The sequence below is a fragment of the Hwanghaeella grinnelliae genome, from assembly GCF_004005845.1.
Taxonomy (GTDB): Bacteria; Pseudomonadota; Alphaproteobacteria; order UBA8366; family Aestuariispiraceae; genus Hwanghaeella; species Hwanghaeella grinnelliae.
Window position 1 is genome coordinate 97,090 of the sequence record NZ_SADE01000004.1, and the last position, 16,426, is coordinate 113,515.

Annotated in this window: 15 protein-coding genes; 6 read left to right on the forward strand and 9 right to left on the reverse strand. The window is 59.9% G+C overall.

Going from position 1 to position 16,426, the window contains the following annotated elements; translation table 11 throughout:
• Positions 1 to 3: 3 nt before the first annotated feature.
• The 3 genes from EOI86_RS21305 to EOI86_RS21315 all read right to left on the reverse strand — a co-directional run bounded on the left by EOI86_RS21305 (position 4) and on the right by EOI86_RS21315 (position 4,743).
• Positions 4 to 1,476, reverse strand: a complete 1,473-nt coding sequence (locus EOI86_RS21305) for a cryptochrome/photolyase family protein (RefSeq protein ID WP_127767723.1) — start codon at positions 1,474 to 1,476, stop codon at positions 4 to 6.
• A gap of 97 nt (positions 1,477 to 1,573) precedes the next feature.
• Complete coding sequence (pdeM, locus tag EOI86_RS21310) at positions 1,574 to 2,281, reverse strand: ligase-associated DNA damage response endonuclease PdeM (RefSeq protein ID WP_240035774.1); 708 nt, start codon at positions 2,279 to 2,281, stop codon at positions 1,574 to 1,576.
• Positions 2,278 to 4,743 (reverse strand): ligase-associated DNA damage response DEXH box helicase, encoded by a 2,466-nt coding sequence (locus EOI86_RS21315; protein WP_127767724.1) that lies wholly within the window; start codon positions 4,741 to 4,743, stop codon positions 2,278 to 2,280. Before EOI86_RS21315 ends, pdeM begins: the two co-directional genes overlap by 4 nt.
• Before the next feature lie 64 nt (positions 4,744 to 4,807).
• Here EOI86_RS21315 and EOI86_RS21320 point away from each other — a divergent pair, with 64 nt between their 5' ends.
• Positions 4,808 to 5,887, forward strand: coding sequence for a M14 family metallopeptidase (locus tag EOI86_RS21320; RefSeq protein WP_127767725.1), 1,080 nt, complete (start codon positions 4,808 to 4,810; stop codon positions 5,885 to 5,887).
• 24 nt (positions 5,888 to 5,911) lie between these two features.
• Here EOI86_RS21320 and EOI86_RS21325 read toward each other — a convergent pair whose 3' ends face one another.
• Both EOI86_RS21325 and EOI86_RS21330 read right to left on the reverse strand, forming a co-directional pair.
• Positions 5,912 to 6,757, reverse strand: a complete 846-nt coding sequence (locus EOI86_RS21325) for a hypothetical protein (protein ID WP_127767726.1) — start codon at positions 6,755 to 6,757, stop codon at positions 5,912 to 5,914.
• 119 nt (positions 6,758 to 6,876) lie between these two features.
• Entirely contained in the window at positions 6,877 to 7,314 is a 438-nt protein-coding gene (locus EOI86_RS21330) for an HIT domain-containing protein (RefSeq protein WP_127767727.1), read from the reverse strand.
• A 77-nt stretch (positions 7,315 to 7,391) separates the two neighbouring features.
• On the opposite strand from EOI86_RS21330, the gene EOI86_RS21335 reads away from it, so the two are divergent.
• Positions 7,392 to 8,681 (forward strand): glycerate kinase type-2 family protein, encoded by a 1,290-nt coding sequence (locus EOI86_RS21335; protein WP_205032289.1) that lies wholly within the window; start codon positions 7,392 to 7,394, stop codon positions 8,679 to 8,681.
• 7 nt (positions 8,682 to 8,688) lie between these two features.
• Here the strand turns inward: EOI86_RS21335 and EOI86_RS21340 are convergent, their stop codons facing one another.
• Together EOI86_RS21340 and EOI86_RS21345 are read right to left on the reverse strand one after the other, a co-directional pair.
• Positions 8,689 to 9,474 carry a TIGR02186 family protein gene (locus tag EOI86_RS21340; RefSeq protein WP_127767729.1) on the reverse strand — a complete coding sequence of 262 codons (786 nt, stop codon included), beginning with the start codon at positions 9,472 to 9,474 and terminating at the stop codon, positions 8,689 to 8,691.
• Complete coding sequence (locus EOI86_RS21345; protein WP_127767730.1) at positions 9,458 to 10,387, reverse strand: sulfite exporter TauE/SafE family protein; 930 nt, start codon at positions 10,385 to 10,387, stop codon at positions 9,458 to 9,460. The genes EOI86_RS21340 and EOI86_RS21345 overlap by 17 nt, the downstream gene beginning before the upstream one ends.
• A 246-nt stretch (positions 10,388 to 10,633) precedes the next feature.
• Between EOI86_RS21345 and EOI86_RS21350 the strand changes: the two genes are divergently transcribed.
• Entirely contained in the window at positions 10,634 to 10,873 is a 240-nt protein-coding gene (locus EOI86_RS21350) for a sulfurtransferase TusA family protein (RefSeq protein WP_127767731.1), read from the forward strand.
• A 103-nt stretch (positions 10,874 to 10,976) separates the two neighbouring features.
• A complete protein-coding gene (locus EOI86_RS21355; RefSeq protein WP_127767732.1) occupies positions 10,977 to 11,240 on the forward strand; it encodes a histidine kinase in 264 nt (87 codons plus the stop codon).
• A gap of 26 nt (positions 11,241 to 11,266) precedes the next feature.
• Here the strand turns inward: EOI86_RS21355 and fliN are convergent, their stop codons facing one another.
• Positions 11,267 to 11,815, reverse strand: a complete 549-nt coding sequence (fliN, locus tag EOI86_RS24840; protein ID WP_240035775.1) for a flagellar motor switch protein FliN — start codon at positions 11,813 to 11,815, stop codon at positions 11,267 to 11,269.
• A gap of 222 nt (positions 11,816 to 12,037) precedes the next feature.
• On the opposite strand from fliN, the gene EOI86_RS21365 reads away from it, so the two are divergent.
• Positions 12,038 to 12,904 (forward strand): mechanosensitive ion channel family protein, encoded by an 867-nt coding sequence (locus EOI86_RS21365; RefSeq protein ID WP_127767733.1) that lies wholly within the window; start codon positions 12,038 to 12,040, stop codon positions 12,902 to 12,904.
• Positions 12,905 to 12,917: 13 nt separating this feature from the next.
• Here EOI86_RS21365 and EOI86_RS21370 read toward each other — a convergent pair whose 3' ends face one another.
• The gene (locus tag EOI86_RS21370; protein WP_127767734.1) at positions 12,918 to 14,336 is read right to left on the reverse strand and encodes a hypothetical protein; all 1,419 of its coding nucleotides are present in this window, start codon (positions 14,334 to 14,336) and stop codon (positions 12,918 to 12,920) included.
• Positions 14,337 to 14,516: 180 nt separating this feature from the next.
• Here EOI86_RS21370 and EOI86_RS21375 point away from each other — a divergent pair, with 180 nt between their 5' ends.
• The gene (locus EOI86_RS21375) at positions 14,517 to 16,415 is read left to right on the forward strand and encodes a motility associated factor glycosyltransferase family protein (RefSeq protein WP_127767735.1); all 1,899 of its coding nucleotides are present in this window, start codon (positions 14,517 to 14,519) and stop codon (positions 16,413 to 16,415) included.
• Positions 16,416 to 16,426: the final 11 nt, after the last annotated feature.

A 16,426-nucleotide genomic window follows, 5' to 3' on the forward strand; every position in this document is an offset into this window, starting at 1 on the left:
GGTTTAGGCTGCTCCACTCAACAGGGGTTCATTTTCTTCTGAGTTCTTTATCGCACCGAAGGCGGCCAGGGCCCGTTTTCGAGCGGCGGGATGGTCGACGATTGGGGCTGGATAGGTTTTGCCCAGGGCAACGCCCGCGTCGGCCCGAACGTCGTCTGGCGCTTCCCACGGCTTGTGCAGGAACTTGTTCGGCAATGCGCCTAACTCGGGCACCCATTTGCGGACATACTCACCTTTGGGATCGAAGCGCTCGCCCTGAGCGACCGGGTTGAATATTCGGAAATAGGGAGCGGCATCCGCCCCGCAGCCGGCAGTCCATTGCCACCCGCCGACATTGTTGGCCAAATCCGCATCGACAAGCGTGTCGCGGAACCAGGCCTCGCCCTGCCGCCAGTCGATCATCAGGTGTTTTACCAGGAAGGAGGCGACGACCATCCGAACCCGGTTATGCATGATGCCGGTGCGCCAAAGCTCACGCATCCCGGCATCGACCAGCGGATAGCCGGTCTCTCCCTTTGTCCAGGCGGTGAAGGCTCTTTCATCGTCGCGCCAGGGGAAAGCGTCGAAGTTGTCGCGGAAGTTTTCGGTGACCGTATCGGGGTTGTAGAACAACAGATGGCGATTGAAATCGCGCCATCCCAATTCCCTCAGAAAAGCCCATCCGGCAGCGTCGTTTACGCTGCCCGATTCCATGGCGGATCGTGTGGCATGCCAAAGCTGCCGCGGACCCACCTCACCGAAATGCAGATGGGCGGACATACAGGACGTCGCCCCCATCGCTGGGAAGTTTCGTCCGTCCTTATAGTCGTTGGCCGGACCGGACAGAAATTCCGCCATGCGCTGAGCCGCGCCAGTTGCCCCCGGCGTCCATTCTGCCGCGATTTCAGCCGCCCAATTCGGTTTTGTCGGTTGAAGCCCCCAATCGTCGAGGAGATCCGAAGGGATATCGCCGTCGTGAAAGGTTACCTTTTCCGGGACGGGCAAGGGTGGGGACGGATCGCCCTGCGCCTGAACGACGCGCCAATAGGGTGAGAAGACGGAGAAGGGCTTTCCGGCCTTTGTCTCAACTTCCCAGGGTTCCCGGATCATGTCGGCTGCGAAACTCTCTGCCGCTATCCCGTCGTCGTTCAATGCGGCCTTCAGCTCTTTATCCCGTTTTACCGACCAGGGTTCGTAGAGCCGGTTCCAGACGACACGCCCGGCACCCGTCTCGGCAGTGACGCCCGAAATAGCTTCAGCTGCCTTACCGCGACGCAGGATGAGCTTTCCGCCAAGCTCTTCCAGGTCCTTGATAAGTGCGACTAGACTTTGATGCAGCCACCATCGGCTGGCCGCGCCTGTCGCGTTGCTGCCGGCGTCTTCATCGTCCAGCACGAACAGGCAGACCAGAGGCCCTTGGGCGGCCGCGTCGGTCAATGCGGGATTGTCCCGCAAACGCAGGTCACGCCTGAACCAATGAATTGTCGTCGTTGTCATAGGCGCCGGGAACCTGCCAAAGGTGAAAGGATCGTATTGTGGTTATCTAAAGTTACGCAGCCGGCCGTCGCTTGGATTACCCCTTGTCGGAATAATGTTATCCCTTTGTTGACCGCCCCAGGGTTGCGGATTTCGGGAACCGATGGATCCCCGACCGGCCTAGTAGCCAGATATTGAAACCCTGCGGGAAATGCTGCTCGATCGCCGGGTCACGCACGTTCAGGCCACCGGTGAAAGCCCCGAATGACGGCAGAATCAATCGTCGCCCATCGCTGACGAAACAACGTGCGGAAACCCGGCTCATCCGGGTCTTCACTGTCGCCTTGGGATGGAAATGGCCGGATACTTCGCCGGCAGAGGGCCGATTGGATGCTTCATGCCGGAACAGCAAGGGGCCATCCGTGAATTCCTCCACGATGGTGCCGCCCAGATCCGGCGGGGGCTCGGGATCGTGGTTGCCGGCCACCCAGATCCATTCGACACGGTTCGTTAAGTCGATCAAGGCCGCCCGGTCCTCGTTGGGCAGGCGCGCCCCGGCATCGCCGTCGTGAAAACTGTCGCCCAAGGATATGACGCGGGCCGCTTCCGTACGATGCAAGGCCTCATTAAGCTTCTTCAGGGTCGATCGTGTGTCGTAGGGTGGTAGCAGTTGCCCGCGAGAGGCGAGGGCGCTGCCCTTTTCGAAATGCAAATCCGCAACGATAAGCGTGTTCCGGGCACGCCAGAACAGCGCCCCGGACAGGTCCGGTTCTAGGTCGGCCCCGTTCAGCCTTATCGTTGTCCGATGTGCTGCTTCAACCATCATGACAACGGCAATTCGCCGTGAACAATACCGCCCATTGCCTCTTCGATGAGGTCGTCGGAGGCTTCTATCAACAAATCGTCCATGCCGCTGCCGTAGACGGATTCCTTGCCGATCTCCAGCAGGATCGGCACGGCAAGCGGCGAGACGCGGTCCAGGCGGCGGTGGGTTATCCTACCTTGGGCCTTGTGCAGCATCTCAGCCAGCCGCGCCACGTCGGTCAGGCCCGATGCAGCATCCATCCGGGTCGCCCGCAACAAAATATGGTCAGGATCGTGCTCGCGCAGCACATCGTAGATCAGGTCGGCTGAGAAGGTGACTTGCCGCCCTGTCTTTTCCTGTCCCGGCAACCGCCGCTCAATCAGGCCTGCGATTATCGCCGCATTGCGGAACGTCCGCTTCATCAGCGAGCTTTCGTCCATCCAGGCTTCCAGGTCGTCTCCCATCATGTCTTCGTCGAAAAGTGCCGCCACATCGGTGACGGGACGCACGCTCCAAACGGCGATGACGTAGTCGCTGGCGACGAATCCCAGCGGGCCATAGCCTGCACGTTCCATGCGCCGCGTCAGCAGCATGCCCAGCGTCTGGTGCGCGTTCCGGCCCGCGAAGCAATACGCGACCAGGTAGTTCTTACCATGCCTAGGAAAGCTCTCGATTAACAATTGGTCCGGCCCCGGCATGACCGACCGCCATTGCTGCAGGCGCAACCATTCAGAAACCTGTTCCGGCAAGCGGTTCCACCGGGACGGGTCGGCCAGCATTTCACGCACCTGGTCCGACAGGAAGGTGGTGAAAGGCAGCCGCCCGCCCATATAGGCCGGAATTTTTGGTGCGTCGCCCTTGGCTTCCGACACCAGCGCCGTGGTCTCGCGGAAACCGTCAAACCGCAGCAACCTGCCGCCGAATACGAAGGTATCGCCGGGCTCCAGGCCGTTGATGAAGTATTCTTCCACCTCACCCAGAACCGGGCCACGGCGCAGGCGCACCTTGACGGTCGGTTCCTGGATGATTGTCCCGATATTCATCCGGTGGCGCTGGATCACTTTGGGGCCCGCGACCTCGTAGCTTCCGTTCGCTTTGCGGAACAGGCGCTTGAACTTTTCATAGGCGCGCAGCGCATAACCGCCGTCCTCGACGTAGCGCAGGACGTCGTCGAAATCCTGCCGGTCGAGGTCCGCATAGGGGCCGGCGCTTGTGATTTCGTCGTACAGGTCGTTCGGATTGAACGGGGCGGAACAGGCGAGGCCGAGGATGTGCTGCGCCAAGACGTCCAAGGTGCCCGGTCGGGGCGGGTCGCCATCTAACCGCATCGCGTCGACGCCTTCGATCGCGGCGAGGCATTCGAGCACCTCGAACCGATTGCCGGGGGCAAGAATAGCGCGGCTGGGCGTGTCCAGCCGGTGGCCCGCCCGGCCGATGCGCTGCAACAGGCGGCTGACTCCCTTCGGGGCCCCCATCTGGATCACCAAATCCACGGCCGCCCAATCAATGCCCAAATCCAGCGACGAGGTCGCGACAACGCCGCGCAGCGCCCCCCGCGACATCGCGGCTTCCACTTTGCGGCGCTGTTCAACCGCCAAGCTACCGTGGTGCAGGGCGATCGGCAGGTTGTCGTCGTTAATCTTCCAAATGGTTTGGAACAGGACTTCCGCCTGGGCGCGCGTGTTCACGAAGACGATGGTCACGCCGGATTTCCCGATTTCCTGGTAGACCCGCTCCGCAGCGTGCAGGGCATAATGGCCGGACCACGGCAGGTCCATGCCATCCATGATGGAAACCTCCGCCCGTACGCCGCCACCGCCGCGAATGATGTCGACCCCGTCCGGCTTTCCATTCGGTGCAAGCCAGCCCCGCAAGGCGTCTTCATGGGCAACCGTGGCGGAGAGGCCGACGCGCCGGCATTCCGGTGCGATCCGGTTGAGCCGCGCCATGCAAAGGGCCAATTGATCGCCGCGTTTCGTGCCCGCCAGCGCATGGGCCTCGTCGACGACGACCCGTTTCAGCCCAGCGAAAAGCGTCCAGGCTTCTTCGTAGGAAATCATAAGGGCAAGAGATTCAGGGGTGGTCAGCAGGATATGCGGCGGGTCTTCCTTCTGCCGCGCGCGTTTGGATTGCGGTGTGTCCCCTGTCCGGGTTTCAACCCGAATCGGCAAACCCATTTCGGAAATCGGTGTCTCCAGGTTGCGGTGTATGTCTACCGCAAGGGCTTTCAATGGAGAGATATATAGCGTGTGCAGACCGGCAGGCGCGTTGTCTGCCAATTCGACCATGGATGCCAGGAATCCGGACAGGGTCTTTCCCCCACCGGTTGGCGCGATTACAAGGGAATCCAAGCCTTTCCGGGCAGCGCGAACCATTTCCAACTGATGCGGATGCGGCACCCAGCCACGGGCGGCAAACCATTCCTTGAATACCGCGGGTAGCGGAATGTCCGAGTTATCCGGGCTTGTGTCGCGTGAAATCATGTGATTCCAGTTTCGGTATTCATTTTGGCTCGCCTGATCCGGGCGATGGGGGAGTACTGTTAGAATGTCCGTTACAGAGTATTTCTCAAGCGACTATGCGGAAGCCCGCGAAAAGTTCACCGACGCGGCCCGTGCTGCCGGTGCGGAACTTGCCCGTTTCATCAATCCTGAAAAAGGGCCGAAGGGTGAGGAACTGAGCACCGATATCGCCTGGCTTGGGCCACGCGATGCCGCGAATGTCTTGGTCACGATTTCCGCCACACATGGCGCTGAAGGTTTTTGCGGTTCCGGTGTCCAGGTCGGTTGGTTCCGGTCGGGCCGGGCAGCCCGCCTGCCGGCCAACACTGCTCTTCTGCAGATCCACGCCATCAACCCCTATGGCTTTGCCTGGCTCCGCCGTACCAATGAAGACAATGTCGATCTGAACCGGAATTTCGTCGATTTCGATCAGCCCCTTCCAGTCAACGATGGGTACGTGACGTATCAGGATATCATCTGCCCGAAGGAATGGTCGGACGAGATCGCCGCTAAGACGAGTGCCGAGATCGACCGCCTTATCGACGACTTGCCGCCGCTTGTCATGCAGGGGGCGGTTTCCTCCGGCCAGTATGTCGACTCGAAAGGTGTCTTTTATGGCGGGACGCGGCCGACATGGTCCCGAAAGACGCTTGAGGCGATCATCGACACATATCTGTCCGTCGCGAAACGTGTGGCCATCATCGATTACCACACCGGCCTTGGTCCGCGGGGTTATGGCGAGCGGATCGGCGATGGCGGGGCGGGCAATCCGTCTTGGGAGCGGGCCCAGGACTGGTGGGGTGACCTGACGTCCTCGGATGACGGATCGTCAACCTCCGCACCCCTTCATGGCACCAACCTGAACGCGATGGCGGACCGGATGCCCGAGGCTGAAGTGACCTCCATCGCGCTGGAATACGGAACCCGGCCGTTGCATGACGTGTTGCTGGCCGTGCGTTCCGACGCTTGGCTGCATGCCTATGGCGACTTGGATTCGGAGCAGGGGCGCGCGATCAAGGCCTTTGTGCGCGATGCCTTCTATCAGGATGCGGACGACTGGAAACAGATGATCTGGTCGCGCGGTATCGACACCCAGGAAATTGCCCTTGCTCGCTTGGCCGGCTAGACAGCCAGCGGCCCAGGCGGGGCGTCAGCCGGTCTGCCCGGGCGTTTTCGCCGCCATTATCTGATCTTCAAGCATTGTCGGCAGGAATATCCAACTATCGGCAACGGAGATGGGCGTGATCGACCAACGGTCTTCCAATATCGATGCCCAAACCCGCAGGCAGAGGGCGATTGCAACGTAAAGAACGACCGGCAGAAACGCCATCCAATCGCCGAACGTGATCAGCACCGCATTCGCTTTGAAGATCCCGACCAAATCACCGGGCCATGATCCCCGAAGCCAAAACAAGAACCCGATTGCGGCAACCAGCATGTGCAGGGCTGCCCAGCGCCTGATCGCGAAAGCAAAGACAGCCCTGCGGTTGGTTTTGGCGTTGTCATCTTTCGGTGCCAGCGTGGCATGCAATTGGATTGCAAACGGGAACGCGAAGAACGCAAGCATGACGACAAGCATCGGCTGTTCCGCCTGAAAATACAGCTCGGTGCTCCACAACAGCATCAGAACCGGAAAAATGAAGAATGCACATGATATGCGCACGGCCAGCAGCCCCGCCAACCTTGCGAATGACGCCTTGCTCTTGACCAAATGCCAGACAGGAATGGACATTAACAGGGATACCACCGTCGCCGCCGCACAGGTCCAGATGTTGAACCATGTTGCGGAGACAAGATCACTCAGAACGTCGGATCCCCTCTGGCTCGCCCCCAGGTAGAGTGTTTTCCCCTCCACCACGAAACCAGGTTCGGCAAACTGTTCATCTGTGACCGGTTGGCCCGCAGGAAAAGCGGAAAGCAAGCTGCCGACGATCAGGAAAAGAACAAGTGCCGTGGTCAAAAATGCGGCGATGCCGGTCTTTGCCGTACTGAACATCTACCTAGACCGCCTCGCTGTTGTGGGGTTTTTGCCTTCACAACATATAATAGAATTCTGCTTCGGCAGGTAAACAAATTGCGTACCTCATCCGCACTGCCCTGTGCCGCGCTGATCGCTCAACTTGGTGGGCTGCTCTTGATTGCCTCAATAGCGGCGCGGAAGCGCTCTGCCGTCGCGGCGAAGGCCGCTTCCGTGTAGGGCTCTGGATCGCCGACACCCCAGACCGGCCCGGCCCAGGCGGGATCACTTTCGAATCGCGCAATGACGTGCACGTGGAGTTGCGGGACCTGGTTGCCCAGTGCCGCGACATTCATCTTGAAGGCATCGACCTCTCGCTCCAGTGCGGCCGAACATCCGGCGACTTCCTCCATCAACTGAAACCGGTCTGTCGCATCCAGGCCGTGGATCTCCCGCACATCGGGGCGGCGCGGGACCAGGATCAGCCAGGGATAGCGGCAGTCGTTCATCAGCAGAACCCGGCACAGTGGCAAATCCAGGACTTGCTTTGTGTCGCCTTCCAGTTTCGGATGAAGGTCGAAATTCGATTGGGGCACGTTTCTCTCCCAGGCCGGTTCTCGTTTCAGCAGGATCAGGCCGGAAACAAGTCCCCTCTGTCAAATGGATGGTCAGGATGGCGGAAACCCGCGATTTGCTTTTGGAAATGTTTCATGCAGCGGTGCGCGCCGCCGATCCGATGCTTTGCGTACCCCCGTGTCTGCCCGAACCGGCGAAGGATGGGCGGACGATCGTCGTCGGGGCGGGCAAGGCGTCCGCCGTCATGGCCCAAGCGACCGAAGCGCATTGGGGAAAAAATTATCCCGGTCATGAACTGGAAGGCGTCGTTGTCACGCGGTACGGCTATGCCGTTCCCTGTTCAAAGATCAAGATACTTGAAGCGTCGCATCCCGTTCCCGATGAAAAAGGCATGGCCGCCGCCCAGGAAATCCTGGAAGCCGTCAGCGGCCTTACCGAAAAAGACCTCGTCATCTGCCTGATATCCGGCGGGGGATCCGCGCTGCTGACCGTGCCGGCGGGGGATATGACCTTGGCGGACAAGCAGGCGGTCAACAAGGCGCTGCTGGCATCGGGCGCAACGATCGACGAGATGAATTGCATCCGTAAGCATCTGTCCAAGATCAAGGGTGGACAGTTAGCTGCCGCCTGCGCACCGGCGAAGGTGATCAGCATCCTGATTTCCGATGTGCCGGGTGACGATCCGCAGGTAATCGCATCCGGGCCTACGGTCCCCGATGATACGACCTTCGCGGAGGCGATGAGGCTGGTGCGGCACTACGACATGGACCTGCCCGCCGCCGCGATGGCAATTCTGGACGCAGGCGTGCAGGAAACCCCGAAGCCTGGCGATCCGATCTTCGAGAATACCGAAATTCGTATGGCGGCGGCGCCGCGCCTATCCCTGAACGCTGCGGCGGATGTCGCCCGGAAGGCCGGCATCGCTCCGCTCATTCTGGGGGACAGCCTTGAAGGAGAAAGCCGGGAGGTCGGGACGGTTCTGGCAGGGATTGCCCAATCCGCGCGGGCCCATGGCACACCGGTCGCAGCCCCTGCAGTCTTGCTGTCCGGTGGCGAGACAACAGTCACTTTGCGGGGCAAAGGCCGTGGCGGGCCGAATGCGGAATGTGTGTTGGGGATGGCGCTTGCCTTGGATGGGCAAGCGGGCCTGTCGGCCCTGTGTTGCGATACGGACGGCATTGACGGGTCGGAGGACAATGCGGGGGCGATGATCGATCCCGGCACCCTGGACCGGGCCAGGGACAAAGGGGTCGATGCGGCTGCGTATCTGCGCAACAACGACGCCTATGGGTTCTTCCAGGCAGTCGACGGGTTGGTCATCACCGGACCGACAAAGACCAATGTAAACGATTTTCGCGCAATTTTGATTGAGCCCTCAAAAGGGTGATGAAGGCCTAGCCGAGTTTCCTGAATACCCAGTTGGCGGCGAAACCGGCGGCCATCGCGACAATGATGGCTAATATTCCGTGCAGGGCCGGAAAGGTGTTCGCTATGCGGAAAATCTGCGCGCCCGCGCCAACCTTGCTGACGAAAAGCGGTGTCGTCTGCCCGCTTTGAATCTCGCCGTTCCGCGCCAGTAATGTCTCAATAACATAAGTGCCGATCGGGACATTCGCCGGAAAATATACCGAGGTTCGGAACAGACGTTGGCCGCGTTTCTGGATTGTGCCGGGCACAGCGCTGTACAGGCCGTGCGCCTGTTGGTTTCGTATCAGGGAAGATCGGAAATTCTCGATTTCGACCGGGTCCTCACCCTGCGGCGCGATCATGCGTATGTTCTGCGCGCCGATCTGATGGCGATGAAGAACCGGTAGAGGCAAGCCTTCCGTCGCCCCTTGCGTCATTGCGACATGATAAAAGGACGGGGTTTCCTCGAAGGTCATCGAGTCCCGGTTCATCCAGATGCCGGCAATGCGCTCTTTTCGACGAACGGTCACGTCCGTCGGTGGACCGTGAACGACGACGATGACGTCGCCATCCTCCTCGATCGATCCGAACAGCAGCAATTCTGTTCCGGTGAACCCTGTCGTGATCGCCACCAGATGATCGGACAGATCCGCAATCAGCGGTTCGGCCTGCGCATTGCGGGGGGCAATGATACCTAGGAAAATTGCGGTTGTTAGAACCAGCGGAGAGAGGCGGGAAATAGAGATCATCGACCCGTCAGTGCCCGACGCCACTGGAAAAACTCAGCGAATAAATGTCGCTGGGTGGAATGATAAGGTCCAGCATGATTTTGATGCCAACCGCCAGCACCATTGCGGCGAGCAGACCGCGCAGATGCTCGCCACGCAGCTTCGCTCCCAGGCGAGTTCCGAATTGTGCACCGATCACGGATCCGATCAGCAGCAGCAAGGCGAGAACAATATCCACGGTCTGGTTCAAATAGGACTGTAGGAAGGTCGCATTCGCGGCAACGAAGATGATCTGGAACAATGACGTTCCGACGACGACGGAAGTCGGCATGCCCAAAAGGTAGATCATGGCAGGCACCATGACGAAGCCGCCGCCCACGCCCATGATCGCGGACAAAACACCGACAAGGAAGCCGATGGCGAGCGGCAGGAAAGCGCTGATATAGAGCTGCGAACGACGGAACCGCATTTTGAAAGGTAGGCCATGCAGCCAATTGTGTTCGTGCAGCTTCCGCCCGGTTCCCGCTTTGCCGGACTTCGTCCGCATCATCGCCTTGATGCTTTCAATCAGCATCAACGCGCCGATGACGCCCAGGAAAATGACGTAGGAGAGTTTGATGACCAGGTCGATCTGCCCCAATGTGCGCAGCAAGGCGAAAAGCCAGACGCCGAATGTGGACCCGACGATGCCGCCAATCAGCAGAACGGTGCCCATCTTGAAGTCGACATTGCCGCGCCGCCAATGCGCCATGACGCCGGAAACCGATGTCGCCACGATTTGTCCGGCCTGGGTTCCCACCGCGACGGGTGAGGGAACGCCGATGAAGAACAGCAGAGGTGTCAGCAGGAAGCCGCCGCCGACGCCGAAAATTCCGGAAAGAACGCCTACGCCCACACCCATCCCCAGAATGAGGAAGATGTTCACCGACATCTCCGCGATGGGTAAGTAGACGTGCATCGGTTAGCCAGGCATGACTCTAATCGGCCAGGTCGTTCACCGAAGGCAGGACCACTTCAGACAGTGGTGCAGGAACCCCAATGACGCTGACGTGAAAAATTGAAACTAGGAGATATAAATCAGATTCGACAAGGCGTTGCACCTGTTCTTACAGGTATTGCGACCATATATTCGTGATTTCCGCCTCTGCGTTGCTGCGATGCATCAATTTGGCGGCTTATCGGCAATTATGTTAGGCGGGTTGCGATGCGGGAACCGGGTGCAGACGAACATTTGCTGGATGCGACGGGCCTGCTGTGTCCCTTGCCGGTCCTCAAGGCGCGAAAGGCCTTGAAGCCGATGACCAGCGGCGGGCGGCTGGTCATCCTGGCCACCGATCCAGGCGCTGTCGCCGATTTTCAGTCCTTCTGCGAGGCCCAGGGCCACAGGCTGATCGATTGGTCGGAAAAGGACGGTGAATACCGGTTCGAAATCCAGAAAGCGTGATCGTCAGGATTTCTTAACCAGTTCCGAATTAGCGTTCTTTGCACTAACATCGTTTGAAACACCGGTGATTTGCCGGCTGAACGAAAGGGGCGAGGACGCAACCATGACCCATTTTCTGATATCGGACGTCAAACCGGACGGGATGAAGCTGGAGGAAATTCTTTCAGTCCTCCGCAGGGACGTACTCTACCGCTGCACCAAGATCATGGAAGACACGCGGCCGGAAGCGAAACATGTTCTGGAGAACAATATCGCGATCCTGTCGTTGTTGTCCGAGGCGATCGGTCTGGCGGAAGACTCGACCCATACCCTCGACAAGGCATTTGGTGTACGCAACACGGACGGCCCGCGGATCGGCGAAGAATAAGCGAGAAAAGCGGAAGTTAGGCGTGGTTAGGTCTTTTTGACGAGATCGGTAATCGAGACGGCCAGGTGATCTTCCACCACAACGACCTCACCCCGGGCGATCGCTTGCCCGCTGACACGAATATCCACCGTATCACCGACGCGTCGATCCAGTTCGATGACGGCACCGCGGCCGATTTTCAGCAGATTGCTGACTTTCATCTCAGCGGTACCGAGCACAGCGGTTAAATCCACGCCGATGTCCTGAACCGCACCCGGATGCTGGCTCAATTTAGCGGCCCAGGCACCGCCCAGCGTTTCCGGTTCGTCACTGCCGGCACCGCCACCGCCACCACCACCGGCATTTTGGTCGGCCGCCATGGCCGCGGCCATGTCCATATCGTCCAACTCGACGTCAGGCTCACCACCACCACCGCCACGTTCCGCCTGTTCGGCGGCAATGGCGGCGGCCATGTCGTCTTCGCCGAATTCCTCGTCGTCGTCACCGGCGCCGGCGGCGCGTTCTGCCTGTTCGGCGGCGATGGCGGCTGCCATGTCGTCTTCGCCCATCAGGTCGTCGTCGTTTTCGTCGGACATGATCCGTCCTCATCGGGTTGAAAGCGGTCGGCAAATGCCGTCACGCTACCATGCAAACAGTGTACCGCTGATTCCGGTTTGGGTCTAACCTGTGCTGAATTCCGGGCTGTGAAATCAGTTCGAAGAGCATAAGAGGTTGATCGGTGGGGTGGCCATGGGCGAGGTTCCTCCCCCAACGGCTCAACGCAAACAAGTTTCTGGATGTGGGAAAAGGACGACGTTGTGGAAGAGAATCTCGAGACAGTTACCGCCTTGATCGATACCGCCATCGCTTTCTCCGTGCAGTACGGGTTCCAGATCCTCGGCGCGCTGGTCGTCCTGCTGATCGGCCTAAAATTGGCTGGTTTCTGCGGCAGAAAAGTGTCGGCCTTGTGCGAATTGCGAGGTATCGACGTCACGCTTTCCCGTTTCATCGGCAATGTGGTGAAAATCCTGCTGGTGGGCGTGGTGATCATCGTGACGCTCGGAAATTTCGGCATCACCATCGCCCCACTGATCGCGTTGGCCGGGGCTTCCGCTTTCGGCGCGACCATGGCGTTGCAGGGGCCGCTGTCGAACTATGGCGCCGGGCTTTCGATTATTTTGACGCGACCCTTCGTGGTTGGGAACACGATCAACGTCCAGGGTGTCAGCGGCGTGGTGGAAGAAATTACCTTGGCGCAAACCGTCTTGCTCGGTGAAGACGGTGAAAGCATTACCGTTCCGAACAAGGAAGTGGTTGGGCAGGTCATCGTCAATTCGCGGGAAAAACGCGTGGTTCAGACGAAGATTCAGGTTTCGGCGGATCAGGACCCGAAACGGGTGATCGCGCTGATCAAGGATGCCGTGAAGACCATCCCCGACCTGGAAGGCGACCCAGGCCCGTTGGTCGGGATTCACGATTTCGCCTATGGCGGCATTGTGATCGGAATCCGCTTCTGGGTGCCGAGCGAGAAGTATTTTGCGACGCGCTACGCGGTCAATCAGGTGATCTATGGGGCCTTGGATGAGGCAGGCATCAAATTGACCTTGCCGCAGGGCGGTTCGGTCGCCCTGTCATCCCTTTCAGCGGATGATGACACGCCCGGACACCAAGAGCCCATCGCCTAGCCGGAAGGCGCGCTTATCCGTAAATGCCCGACAGTTGAACCAGGACCAGGATCGCCGCGAGCAGCAGGGTGACGCTGAGCGAGAAGGGCGCATTCCATCGCCAGGCAATCCGCCAGTTCGAATCCCCGGTGATGCGCGAAATGAACAAAACTGTGGCCGAGAAGGGGGACGCGTTGGTGCCTTGGCCCCAAAGGCACATCATCGCCATTGCCGCGATCGGCGGTGCCACGCCAAGCGCTTCCGGTGGCAGGATTGAGGTCACCAAAACCACGAAGACGACCGGGTGCAAACCGATGATGCTCGTGAACATCATCGCCGCCATCAGGGCGGGTATGGTGACGATGGGATTCGGCGTCACATTTGTTACCCACTGCGCGACGACATCGGGGTCCAATGCGGAGGCGATCCCGACGCCAAGAATGTTTGCGCCCGCGAACAGCATGGTTTCGCCGCGCAGATCCGGGATCTTGGCAAATACCTGACCGAACAGGGCGGACCCGCCTCGGTCGGTCGTTTTCAGTTCCGCCACATCGGGGGCAGCCGATGGCAAATGCTTCCCGGCCAAGGCGATGGCCCAGGCAAGCGCGAAGGGCGGCGCCACGATGGCCAATGAAACGGGGATAGACAGCCTTAACCCTTCGACAAGAAGGATGGTGATTCCGAACAAAGTGCCCAGCAAGAGCGCGATACTGATGGCGTGCCGGCGCGTGAAGGGCGGCGCGGGGCCGCGTTCCTTCGGTTCCTCGTTCATCTCCCTCTGCGCCGCGGCGCGCAGGAAAATGCGGTCGAAGACCCAACTGCATCCGACGATTGAGAGAGATAAGGCAATCCCCAGGGGCGCCACTTCAAGCCAGCGGACGCCGGGTACCGCGCTTAGGATAACCGCGGTGCCGACATAGAAGGGCGACCAAGCCGTGCCCGCTGCAAAGCCCTGAACCATTGCCCGGCCCAGACGCTCGCGCAGCGGTTTCGGCGTGTCGCCGCCGACCATCGGCGTCAGAAGCGATAGGCCGGCCAGGTTGAAGGCGACGCCCAGGAAATGGGCCGCAAGCGCAATCACAGCGAAACGACGGCCGGATGGTTGCCGGATCGCAATTTCCCGAACCGTCAGAAGGGAAGGGCTCCGGCTCGCCGGGCCTTGCAGCCAGGTGACCGACCCGAAGAGCAGCAGGAACGGGAGCGTTCGGCGCAACCCGCCGAGCAGGGTTTCCAGCGCCTCGCCTTCCAAACCTCCCGCCAATATGCCGATGCCGGCAAGCGCTAGACTGACCGCTTGTTGCAAGCGCGCGGCGCGGCGGAATTCGATCAGGATGAAAGCCGCCATGAAGGCGATGGCGATCCAGACGGCGATTTCGACCGTGAAAAGGGCATCGACAATCGTCAGCACGCATAGTGACAAATAGAGCGTGGCTGAAATCGACCGTGTCGGCATGCGTGGTGGACCCCAAGGGACTTTCAAGGACAGCAGGGAGTTTCATAAAACGCCCAATCCTATTGTCGCGGCAAGGGTCAAGGTGCTGATTCAAGGTCTTTCACGGGTGTATCGACGCAGGTTCGGGAATCGTGAAACCATTCGTTTAGCAAAACTGAACCCATTTCGTGGCCTGGCTTCGTGACATCGTCTTCCGCCGATCCCAAGACCCTGTACGAGCGCAATCTGATTGCGTTGGCGGAGCATGTGTCCTTCGACTTTGCCCATGGCTTGGCGACCTTCCAGAGCGACTTGGAACTGGTGAAGGAAGACGCTTCCGGTCTGCTTAACATCAAGGTCGGGGACAGGTTCTTGTATCCGACCGGTGCGGAGCCCTTTGCCGCCCGGCAGGTTGCCGAATATGTTGAAAAACCTCAGCGGTTGTCCCTGCGACCGTCGCCTCCGGCGCCCGGTTCCGCTTTGATCAGCGATCATGCGGTCGCATCTCTACACAACCGTTTCGGTTCGAAACTCGTCACCACGCAGCGCGACCCGGATCTCATCGCCGGATATCTGACGATCTTCGGCTTGGGGTTGGGGTTGCAGATCTCCCCGCTGCTGGAACGCTTGAATGTGCGGAACCTTGTTATTGCCGATGGCACGCCCGCGTTCCTCACGCTCAGCATGCAGGCGATTGAATGGGCCGATATAATCGCGACCGTCAGCGAACGCGGCGGGCGCGTAACGTTCATTTTCGATGGCGATCCCGTGGCCCTCTCTAACAAGGTCTACGAAGCAATGCGTGGACCGGACCGGGGCCTGTTGGACGGTTCCTACATCTATGGGCATTACCGGTTGCCGGTCTTGGAACGGGCCTTGGCGCTGTTCATGGAAAGCCTGCCGGTCATCGGTGACTCGGATGGGTTCTTCGAAGATGAATGCCTCATGCTGCGGAATGCTGCGGCAAATATCGCGGACAAGAACGTTCCCGTGTTGGCGCCGGGCGTCGCGGCTGCGCAGCCCTTCCCTGCTATCGTCGTCGGCAGTGGCCCGTCGATCGATGGGGAAATTGAAAACCTGCGCCGGTTGCGTGACCGCTGTCTATTGATATCCGGCGGGACGGGCTTGGGCGTTTTGCTGGAAGCCGGTCTGAAACCGGATTTCCATTGCGAGATCGAAAATGTCCCGGACATTCTGACCGTCAATCAGACGGCCGCGGCGAAACATGACCTTGCCGGTATACGGCTGGTCGCGGCATCGACAGTCGACCCGCTATTGCCGCCATTGTTCGAGGAAACAATCTTCGTCCTGCGCGAGAATCTCAGTCCCACGCGGCTTTTCGGGAATCCGGACCTGGTCTTGCCCATGGCGGGACCAACCGTAACCCACTTGGCCTGCCGAGCGGCCATGGCAATGGGGTGCAGGGATATCTATCTGTTCGGCGTCGACCTCGGTTCGGTCGAGGCGGAGCGCCACCATTCCGGGGCGTCGATCTATAACCTCAGCGACGATCCTTATTGGCGTGGTGGGGCGGCGATGGAAAAGCTTACTATTCCCGCCACCGGGAACTTCCGGGAACAGGTCTTTACCAGCCGGGAGTTTGCTTTCGCGCGGCTCTATTTCTCGACCCTGGCAAGTCTCAATCCCGATTTCCGTATCTATAATTGCAGTGACGGGGTGCGGATCGAAGGGGCGCCGGCACAACCCGGCTCGGCATTGAGCCTGGCGCCGGTGACCGTCGATGTGGCGGCATTGATCGATGGGTTGCCGATCCTTTCCGTGCCGCATGACAGGGTTGATCGCGCGATGCAGGGGCTTGGCGATGCCATGTCGGCATTGGCGCCCAAGATCGCGGGCATAGCCGGGCGGACCACGGTCGATATGCTAGCCGTCAACGACGGTTTGAAATCCGTATTGGTGAACAGCGACGGTGATACGGCCGAGCCGACCGCGACGTTCATGATGGCGGGAACTCTGCAGATGGTCCTACAAACCGGAAATAGTTTGTATGGACGTGTGTCCCCTGGGCGTCGGGCGGATGTGGCGGCGGAAACCGCCAAGGCCTTGGCACGCGCCGCCTGGGAAATGGCCGAGGTTTGAGGCAGGCCAGC

Bases quoted from the DNA above. Each gene is read 5' to 3' on its own strand.
- EOI86_RS21350 (WP_127767731.1), top strand. From the start codon at position 10,634: ATGCGGGAACCGGGTGCAGACGAACATTTGCTGGATGCGACGGGCCTG.
- EOI86_RS21335 (WP_205032289.1), top strand. From the start codon at position 7,392: ATGGCGGAAACCCGCGATTTGCTTTTGGAAATGTTTCATGCAGCGGTG.
- EOI86_RS21315 (WP_127767724.1), bottom strand. From the start codon at position 4,743: ATGATTTCACGCGACACAAGCCCGGATAACTCGGACATTCCGCTACCC.
- fliN (WP_240035775.1), bottom strand. From the start codon at position 11,815: ATGTCCGACGAAAACGACGACGACCTGATGGGCGAAGACGACATGGCA.
- EOI86_RS21355 (WP_127767732.1), top strand. From the start codon at position 10,977: ATGACCCATTTTCTGATATCGGACGTCAAACCGGACGGGATGAAGCTG.
- EOI86_RS21320 (WP_127767725.1), top strand. From the start codon at position 4,808: ATGTCCGTTACAGAGTATTTCTCAAGCGACTATGCGGAAGCCCGCGAA.
- EOI86_RS21370 (WP_127767734.1), bottom strand. From the start codon at position 14,336: ATGCCGACACGGTCGATTTCAGCCACGCTCTATTTGTCACTATGCGTG.
- pdeM (WP_240035774.1), bottom strand. From the start codon at position 2,281: ATGATGGTTGAAGCAGCACATCGGACAACGATAAGGCTGAACGGGGCC.
- EOI86_RS21325 (WP_127767726.1), bottom strand. From the start codon at position 6,757: ATGTTCAGTACGGCAAAGACCGGCATCGCCGCATTTTTGACCACGGCA.
- EOI86_RS21305 (WP_127767723.1), bottom strand. From the start codon at position 1,476: ATGACAACGACGACAATTCATTGGTTCAGGCGTGACCTGCGTTTGCGG.
- EOI86_RS21345 (WP_127767730.1), bottom strand. From the start codon at position 10,387: ATGCACGTCTACTTACCCATCGCGGAGATGTCGGTGAACATCTTCCTC.